Raw genomic sequence first — 9,298 nt, forward strand, 5'->3', positions numbered from 1 at the left:
TCCCTCTGCAAACACCTTTTCCTACCTGTTAATACGCATGGATACAATTACTTTAATAATACTACTTCCGTATTGTATTTGTCTATACTTTTTAAAATTTGCGGGTCTTTTTAGATAATTTTATGCGTTTTTTCCATAAAAGAAAGGATATGACCGAAATCATATCCTTTCTCTGTTTCAGCATTTCAAATTCTTGAACTGCCTATCTTATTTTCTTTTTCTCGCTCTGATCACGGAAACTCCTGCAAACATTGCTGCTGCCATAAGCATCATCATGAGCGGTGCTGCGAACGGTGTCGCATCTCCTGTCTGAACAGCGCCCGGTGTCAACTCCGGTGTTGATGGTGTTGTCGGCGTTGTTGGTGTTTCCTGTGTCTTTTCTTCTTCTGTCTTCACTTTCACAGAAGCTGCTGCAGATTTATTTCCTGCTGCATCAAATGCTTCAACTTCAATCGCGTACTCTGTATTCGGAGCAAGTTTTACGATTTCTGCTGTAAGAACATCACCTTCTACCGTTCCGATTGATTTGCCATTTACAAAGATTTCGTATCCTGTTACTCCTACGTTGTCTTTGGACGCTTTCCACTCAATCTTAACTGTTGTAGCAGTTTTATCTGTTACTTTCAGATCAGACGGTTTTGTCGGAGCTTCTTTATCCTCTTCCGGCTTCTGCTCTTCCTTCTCTGTCTTCGCTTTCACTGATGCTTTCTCAGATTTATTTTCTGCCGCATCAACTGCTTCTACTTCGATCGTATACTCCGTATCAGCTTTCAGATCTTTCAGTTCTGCTGTAAGAACATCGCCTTTTACTGTTTTAACGAGTTTTCCATCTACATATACGTTGTAGCCTGTTACACCTACGTTATCTGCAGATGCTTTCCACTCAACTTTAACAGTTGTCGTTGTTGTTTCTTTTACTTTCAGATCAGACGGTTTCGTCGGAGCTTCTTTATCTGCTTCCGGTTTCGGAGAAGTTGCAAGAAGCGCTTCTCTTGCAGCCTCTAAGTCTTTCACTGCCTTATCTACTGCTGCCTGATCTGTCGGATTCTCAAGAGCTTTCTGTGCAGCCGCGTATGCAGCTTCAAATGCATCTTTTTCTTTTCCATCTTCGAATTTATCTAATACAACTTTGTCTGCATTATTTAATTCAGCTTCCAATTTTGTTGTATCGATTTCACCGGATTTTACCGGAGTGATCTTCAGATTGTCAAGAATAAGATCCTGCTGTCCGTAAGCTCCTCCAGGCTGTTTTGTACCGTTCGCATAGATACCGAACCATGTCTGTCCGCTCTCGCTTCCGGTAATTTCAAACTCGTAATGACTTGCTTTACTTGTTCCTGCTGTTGCTGCAAGGTAATCGCTCTCCGCTACATTTGCAGCCTGTTCTCCATCACCTTTTACAACTGCATATGCAGATGATCCTGCCTCGTAATCAAACTCTACCTTATACGTCTTTCCTGCTTCAAAGCGGAAGTTCTGCGGAATTGTCTGATACAGAATACCGGTTCTTCCTGATCCTGCTCCGCTGTCGCAGTGCTGTTTCAGTGACCACTCGCCTTCAACTACATCGTTGATCACATATCCGCCCCAGCCAACAGATGTATATTTTCCATTATCCTGAGACAGGTGAAGCTGTCCGTCTCCGCCGCTCTGTGCCGCTCCTAAAACGAACGGATAATATCCTGATGTTACAGACTCGAAATCCTGCTCGAAAGAACCGTCTTCTTTGTAGTTCGCAATCTTCTTATCGATAATTCTGATATCGTCGAAATAAGCTGCTCCCTCTCCGGCTCCACGACTGATCGTTAATGTTGCTGTTGCTGATTCCGCTGTAAATGCAACATACATTCTCTGCATGTAGGAACCATCCTGATTTCCTGAATGTTTCTGATCGCTTGCCACATAGTTCTTAGCGATTGATCTCATCGTGTATGCAGACTCTTTGATCGTTCCTGTATTTACTTCTACAGATGCTTTGCTGTCGCTTCTGTTTTCAACATAAACTTCTGCAACATACTCTTTGCCTGCTTTCAGTCCTGTCAGCTCTGTGCTGACAGCAACATCTTCTGCCGGACTTTCGATTGTCAGACGCTGATCGCCTGTCCATGCTTTTGTAACTTTTACAGCATCATTGTCAGCTCCTGTCCAAACGTCTGCATCCAGCTTATCGCCATCCGCATAAGAGTTGAATCCCGGATCTTTCACCGCTGTTGTCTCACCGAAGTTCACTGTGTCTGCTGTCGGCGCTTCTTTTCCATCAGTTACGATTACATAAGCTGTGTTCGCTTTTGCTTCAAGTGTGATCTGTCCGTTTGAAACCGGAACTGCGATTGCTTCACCACGTCCCTGATCTGACAACTCATACATTGTGAGATTTCCTGTAAATCCATCCGGTACGTTCCATGTAGATGTTCCGCCTTCCAGATTATAGTGATACAGTTTTGTCTCTTTTGTGTCGCTGTCTGTCCACGGAAGCAGATAGTAGAAGTGATCGCTTGTCGCACTCAGAACAGTTTTGTTATTTAATGTAATCTCACGCTCGATGATCTCATCAGATCTCTGCGCTTCATTTCTTGTTACAACTACTTTATCATCACCGTTTTTCAGTGTGATCTGTTTTTCCTGGTTTCCAACCGGTGATGTACCTTCTGCATAATTCTCCCAATCAATTACCTGATAGTGCTGAAGGAATTTTGTCGGAAGGTTTTCAGCAAATGTCAGATACAGATAATTGTTGAAATCCTGATCTCCGCCCCAGCCTTCGAATCCTTCCAGTTTGTATCCGCCAAGAAGCGGGTTGTCCGCTGCTCCGCCATGAGATACCCAGTTAAGTACCTGTACGTCTCTCATATCATTTCTGAGGAAACGAATGATGTCACTGTTAAGACCTTTTGTAGCTGATCCACCGTACGGTCCTTCTGTTGCCCAGTGTGACCATGTGGAGTCATATTCACCTTCATACGGGAACTCTGTTGAGAATCTCCATCCGAGAGAATTAATCTCTTCTGCGATTCTTCTTGTCTCCCAAGCATCCTGATACCATACATCAAGGTAGATAAAGTCCATATTGTCAGCGCCTGCTTTTTTCACTGCTGCTGCAATATCCTCTGCCGATGCAAGTGTTCCCTGAGAATCTTTTACATATTCCCCTTTATCCCAGTCAAGGCTTAAGAGGTTTGTATTGTTAATTCTGTCAAATAACTGTGTAAATCGTTTGTATCTCGCCTGTGTTCCGAGATCCCAGATCTTATTGATCACGCGGGACTGGTCAAGCCATCCCCATCCGCCCTGCTGCGGTCCCATGATCATACTATCATTAAAGGATCTTGCTTCCGGATAAGCTTCCTGTGCATTGACATGGATTCCGATTTCTGCATCGTACTCATGAGCAACTTTCAGAAGATCCTGGAAATCATCCACGCCGCCTTCTCTTTCAGAAATGTCAGCATACTCGGAGTTCGCAGAGTCATGACCTTCATTTCCATAACCTTTCAGCATAACTGCCTGCGGAAGTCCGTCTGTTGCCAGTGCAACTTTCTTAATATTATCTGCTGTTACTGAATACGGGTTTGATACCGCGCTTCCGAAGTTCATAACGATTCTGTAGTTCACAAGATCTTTCACATCTTCAGATCCCATCGGAACATTAATAATGTCGCGATAAGCAACTGCGGCATCCTGCCAGTCGATCGTCTTGTCTTCGTTCATGTCTTCTGCGATACATACTTTCGCATACGGAAGTTCGCTAAGCGGATAATCATATGTATCCGACTGTTTCTGTCCGCCTTTATCTCCCGCTTCGTAATACCATTGAGCGCTTGTAAGGCTCATTGTATCAGCGCCGCTGTTCATGATCACTCTCAGATCGTCTTCTGCCTCAGAGTTGCTGAACAATCCTGCGCTCAAATTCTTGTTTGTCAAGAATCCGTATACATATCCTACTGATTTCTGAGCTACAAATCCATCGTCAAATGTAATGAATTTATCTCCACTCTTCTTTGTATCCGTACTCTTAACTGCTCCTGCAAAGGAAGCATTTTCTTCTACCTGATCTACAGACAGAAGATTAAGCTGCGGAATATCGATAGACGCTGTCTTCGCTGTTCCATCCTTGCGTTCAATCTTTGTAATCTCCCATGTAAGATCATTGTCTTTCACGCTGATCTCAACAGTCATGTTCATATCGATGTTTGCTTCTTCGTTTTTGAGAGACATTTCATAGGAAGCTTTTGATCCTTCGATCTTAGCATTCACTTCAGGAACAATCTCCGTCTTGTTAATTAAGACTGTATTCATTTTTGCAAGATCTGTTTCATTTCCACGGAAGTAAACGTCTTCTTTGCCTTTTACTTCATATCTTGCAACAACCGGGAAGTTCGGTCCTACATACACTTTCATGTAATCAGACTCGATTAATTTGTAATTCTTAAGATCGATCGGTGCTTTCTGAGAAAGTGTAAAGTCAAATACATTCTCTCCCTGATCTGCATCCTGAACTTCAACCTCTTGCGTCACTGCTTCATATCCCGGGCAGCTTACTGCAACTGTATAAGTTCCGACTTCAACATCTGCGAGCTGATAAGCTCCGTTATCATCTGTCTTTGCTGATTTAGAACCGAAACGAACGGTTGCTCCTTTCAATGCTGCTCCGCCGTCTTTTGCTGTTACAGTTCCTGAAACAGCTGCAAGGTTAATGTATTCTGATGACTGTGACTGTCCTGTTCTGTCTTTTGCAAATGCCCATGTATCTTCCATACATGCTGTTTCATTCACTTTTGCATCCGCGAATTTCAAAGACTGGTTTGCTGTTTTCACCATCACACCAGGATTTCCTTTTCCTGAGTTTGTTTCCAGCCAGTTTCCAACATTCTGATTGTTTGTTGCCCCGCTGATTCCATTTACTGTAACTGTCAGCGTTTCCCTGCTCATCGTAACGCTGAATGTCATCTCTTTTCCGTTTTCCGGAGTCTCGAAATCACCGTTCAAGCTTCCATATGAACCCGCTCCGTTCTGCCAGTACCATTTGGAAGATGAATCGTATCCGATATACAGGAAATCAGTATCATTTACATAAGAATAGAAGAAACCGAAGTTTCCGCTGTTGATCGGTGTAAATGACAAGCTGAATACATCTGCCGGCTTGATCGTACGGTCTTTGTCAAGAAGAAGCGCCGGTCCTGTTGCTCCTGAATAGCTATGTCCTCCGCCATTCTGAGAACCTGTCTGGATCGTGATCCATTTACGTCCTGCCGGAACTACTTCCTCGTACTGCGCCGCCGGATCCCATGTCTGACCTGCAAGATTATCCTTATACACTTTCCATGTATTCAGATCCTCCGGTGTCTCTCCTACAACAACATCATTGAAATAAACGTCTGTATATGCAGTTCCAAACGTCGCGCCGCCGACACCAACTTTACCTGCTTTGTCTTTGAGAGCGACAAAGTTCGCCTCTGTTATAGTTGCCTTTGTTCCGTTCACGTCTACTACAAGACCAGTGTCTGTATAGCTTAACTTAATTTCTGCCAACTGACCTTTTTCCAGTCTTGGAAGTGCAAGCGTGTCGTTCTGCCAAGCCTCATTTCCGTCTTTTTTGTACTGCCATTTCCAGCTTCCAACATCATACATCAGGAAAGCCCAGTTATTGTCATCTGCATACTTTGTGACAATACGAAGTCTTGTTTTATCCACATCACTGTTAATACGCAGCTTCAAACTATACGCCTGATTCGTATAATCAGCGTTATTTGATAAAACAAACGCTTCCGGTGTGGCGCTTCCAAAATGCCCGTTTGCATTACCGCTTCCGGATGTCAGACGACCCATCGTAACCGGTTCTGCCTTAACAGACAATGCCGGAGCTGCGCCAAGTACGGTTGTCACTACCATCACAAGCATGAGAAAGGTGGCAGTTACTTTGTTCCACATCTTTTTCATAGTCCTCTTTTTCCTTTCTTATATTTTTTAATATTAGCTCCTTCAGGACATAGAAAGAGCATCCTATCCTATATATAATATACCTTTCACTTTTTTCGGTATTTGCACTTTTTATTTTTCCGCTTGTGTTTTTGTTTGTTTTCGCAGTTTATGTAGAATTAACATTCTTATTTTTATAAAAATTGCACAATTATCATTATTCTAATTTGTAACTATATACCATATCCTCTTACTTCATACCAACTATAAATAAAGATTGCCAAGTAATCATTCTGCTCTTTCAAGCGCTCACCCCATCGGAAGGTTTATCTTACACAGGAACATAATTTCCCAATATAATAAAAGAAGTTTTCGACGATAATACCGCCGAAAACTTCTTAATATTAATGTCCGCAATGGCCGCCGCAAGAATCGTGATCTGATCCATGTCCGCCGCAATTTCCATGTTCTTCATGATGCCCTTCTCCATGATGGTCGCATTTTACATCCGGGTTATAATCAAGAGTTCCTTCGATCAATGCCTGCACTGCTGCGTCTGCAGATCCCGATACACCGCCATATAATTTTATTCCCGCCTGCGCAAGAGCATTTTGTGCTCCGGCTCCAATACCGCCGCAGATAAGCACTTCCACGTTCCTTTCCTGCAAAAATCCTGCCAGCGCGCCATGTCCGCTTCCATCCGTATCAACAACTTCTGAAGATTTCACTTCTTTTCCTTCTACTTCATACAGCTTAAATGCCTCCGAATGTCCGAAATGCTGAAACACCTCTCCGTTTTCATAAGTTACTGCTACTTTCACTTTATTTGTCCTCCTATTTATATTCTTTATTCAATTTTCTTTTATAATAGCGTTTCTCCGCAAAGAATCTTATCGATATCTTCCATCTCTGTTTCGTTTATGAGAAGTCCCATTTTCCTCACGCTTCATCCGACTGTTTTTTACATGAACATTCTCTCTCCGATTGTTTTGCATCTGCGCAGATCTGCCTCCGGCATGCTCCGTATTCTCCCGTCTTCGCATTGCCTGTCTGCGCTTTCTTGCAAGGACTCTTGCACGCCTCCGCTTTGCCTGTCTATATTTCAGCAGACCAAAAAGAATCGCAAACAAAACGGCAATCACCGATACACCCGCTATCAGCAGCTTCGCCGGCATCGACAGAACGATTTTACCGTTCTCTTTATCTGTATCTTTTTTCTCCGGGTTTTTCACTTCCGGTTTGATATTATATCCTGTTTCTTTCTTAATATAATCTGCAGTCAGTTTCACTTCGACACTTCCTACATTTTGTCCCTTATATAAATATGTGAGTTTTCCTGAAGCGCTTCGTTTATCTGTAATATCAATCTTATGATCAAGAACTGAAAGATCAATTCCTGCCGGGAGAACGACATATGGATCTTGTTCTTTAAAGGAACTAACCCCTTCCGGCTTCTTTCCGTTAAGCGAAACTTTAGAAAAATTGCCGTACACATAATCAAACATCCCCCTCGTATCCACATACACATCGCCCTGATCTTCCAAAACAACTGCCACTAACTGCATGTCGCCATTATCAGCCATCGTCACAAGCGTTGTCTTCGCCTGATCCGTATACCCGGTTTTACCTCCTGTACAATAATCATAAGAATACCGCGCCCCCTTCCAAAGCATCTTATGATTCTGCTGAAACGTCCGGGATTCATTTACAAGATTTGTCGGTCCGATCGTATAATTCAAAGTCTGAGTCACTTTCCGGAACTCTTCAAACTGATAGACCGCTGCTCCGATCAGCGCCATATCATGTGCCGTTGTATAATGATTTTCATCATGAAGTCCGTTTGCATTTGTCCAATGCGATCCGGTACAGCCAAGCTCTGTACATTTTTCGTTCATTTTTTGAATAAATGTATCGAATCCGCCGCCCATTTTCTTACCGACACTTTCAGCGATTGCATAAGACACTTCATTTGCAGATGCAAGCAGCATTCCATACAAAGCATCATTCATACTCAAGATCTCACCCGGGGTCATTCCGATACTCGCATCCCCATATTCCAAAAATGAAACACTGTCTTCTGAAAAGTAAACCTCATCATTAAGGCTTGAATTTTCCAATGCAACAAGAGCAGTCAGCAATTTCGTAATACTTGCCGGATAATGTTTATCGTCCATCTTCTTTCCATACAAAATTGCTCCGCTGTTCATTTCCATAACGATCGCCGAATTCGCATACACCTGCGGTCCTTGGGGCCATTTTTCCAAAAGATTCGTCTCAGGAACTGCATCGTACGCCGCCTGTTTCTGCGCTGCCAACTGTTCCTGTACCTGTTCTGCCGTAAGCGGCTCTTCTGCATGTACTGAATTGTTCGGAGCAAACGCAGTTCCGATCACAGTTATCGCCGCCAGCACAGCCGCACAGATTCGGTTTCTATATTCCCTCATATAACCCTCCACATTGATATAACCTGTCCGGTTATCTTTCTGCAACTATTAATTATACCGATTTCTGCGCCTTTTTACAAGTTTTAGATTTCCGCTGCAGCATGGCTCATAAAACCTCATGAATCACCGAAAGTTCCAAAAGGCACATTCCGGGATTGTAAGCGGTCGCCATTGCAAAAAAAGAGCAAACCAGCTTTCCTTTGGTTCGCCCTTTCTCACAATCAGTAAACAGATTTAATAATTTTCTGCAAGTATCTCAAAATAACTTCTCGGATGTGCACAAGTCGGACAAATCTCCGGCGCAGCCGTTCCAACTACAATATGTCCGCAGTTTCTGCATTCCCAAACTTTTACTTCACTTTTCTCAAATACAGTCATTGTCTCCACATTTTTCAGAAGCGCTCTGTATCTTTCTTCATGATGTTTCTCGACTGCTGCTACGAGACGGAATTTTTGAGCCAACTCCGGAAATCCTTCTTTTTCAGCAGTTTCAGCAAATCCGGCATACATATCCGTCCACTCATAATTCTCTCCCTCTGCCGCCGCCTGCAGATTCGCCGCAGTATCTCCGATCCCATTCAGTTCCCTAAACCACATTTTCGCATGTTCTTTCTCGTTATCTGCTGTTTTTTGGAACAAAGCTGCAATTTGTTCATATCCTTCCTTCTTCGCAACAGAAGCAAAATAAGTATATTTGTTGCGAGCCTCTGACTCTCCTGAAAAAGCGTTTCTTAAGTTTTTCTCTGTCTCTGTCCCTTCATATTTGTTGCCCATACTACTTGCCTTTTCTGCCCTTCTCACAAACGACAGCCTTTCTTTTTGTTTTTTATTATAACACAAATGACGAATCTTAAACAATTCATTTTTCTTGTCAGAACATGATTGTTACTGTCAAGTAATCGTTGGCAACTTTCTTTTTGATTTATCTTTTTGTTGAA

The 9,298-nt window shown here is 42.9% G+C and carries 4 protein-coding genes; all 4 read right to left on the reverse strand.

The window, feature by feature from the left end; genetic code table 11:
* Positions 1-207 precede the first annotated feature (207 nt).
* A complete protein-coding gene (locus RCH61_RS08010) occupies positions 208-5,937 on the reverse strand; it encodes an endo-alpha-N-acetylgalactosaminidase family protein (protein WP_178006392.1) in 5,730 nt (1,909 codons plus the stop codon).
* Between the two features lie 383 nt (positions 5,938-6,320).
* Positions 6,321-6,737 (reverse strand): NifB/NifX family molybdenum-iron cluster-binding protein, encoded by a 417-nt coding sequence (locus tag RCH61_RS08015; RefSeq protein ID WP_178006391.1) that lies wholly within the window; start codon positions 6,735-6,737, stop codon positions 6,321-6,323.
* A gap of 69 nt (positions 6,738-6,806) precedes the next feature.
* Positions 6,807-8,360 carry a serine hydrolase gene (locus RCH61_RS08020; RefSeq protein ID WP_178006390.1) on the reverse strand — a complete coding sequence of 518 codons (1,554 nt, stop codon included), beginning with the start codon at positions 8,358-8,360 and terminating at the stop codon, positions 6,807-6,809.
* 234 nt (positions 8,361-8,594) lie between these two features.
* On the reverse strand, positions 8,595-9,134 hold the full coding sequence (gene rbr, locus RCH61_RS08025; RefSeq protein ID WP_178006389.1) for a rubrerythrin: 540 nt from the start codon (positions 9,132-9,134) through the stop codon (positions 8,595-8,597).
* Between the last annotated feature and the right edge of the window lie 164 nt (positions 9,135-9,298).

This window comes from Mediterraneibacter sp. (assembly GCF_030825015.1).
Taxonomy (GTDB): Bacteria; Bacillota; Clostridia; order Lachnospirales; family Lachnospiraceae; genus Mediterraneibacter.

Bases quoted from the DNA above. Each gene is read 5' to 3' on its own strand.
- RCH61_RS08010 (WP_178006392.1), bottom strand. From the start codon at position 5,937: ATGAAAAAGATGTGGAACAAAGTAACTGCCACCTTTCTCATGCTTGTG.
- RCH61_RS08020 (WP_178006390.1), bottom strand. From the start codon at position 8,360: ATGAGGGAATATAGAAACCGAATCTGTGCGGCTGTGCTGGCGGCGATA.
- rbr (WP_178006389.1), bottom strand. From the start codon at position 9,134: ATGGGCAACAAATATGAAGGGACAGAGACAGAGAAAAACTTAAGAAAC.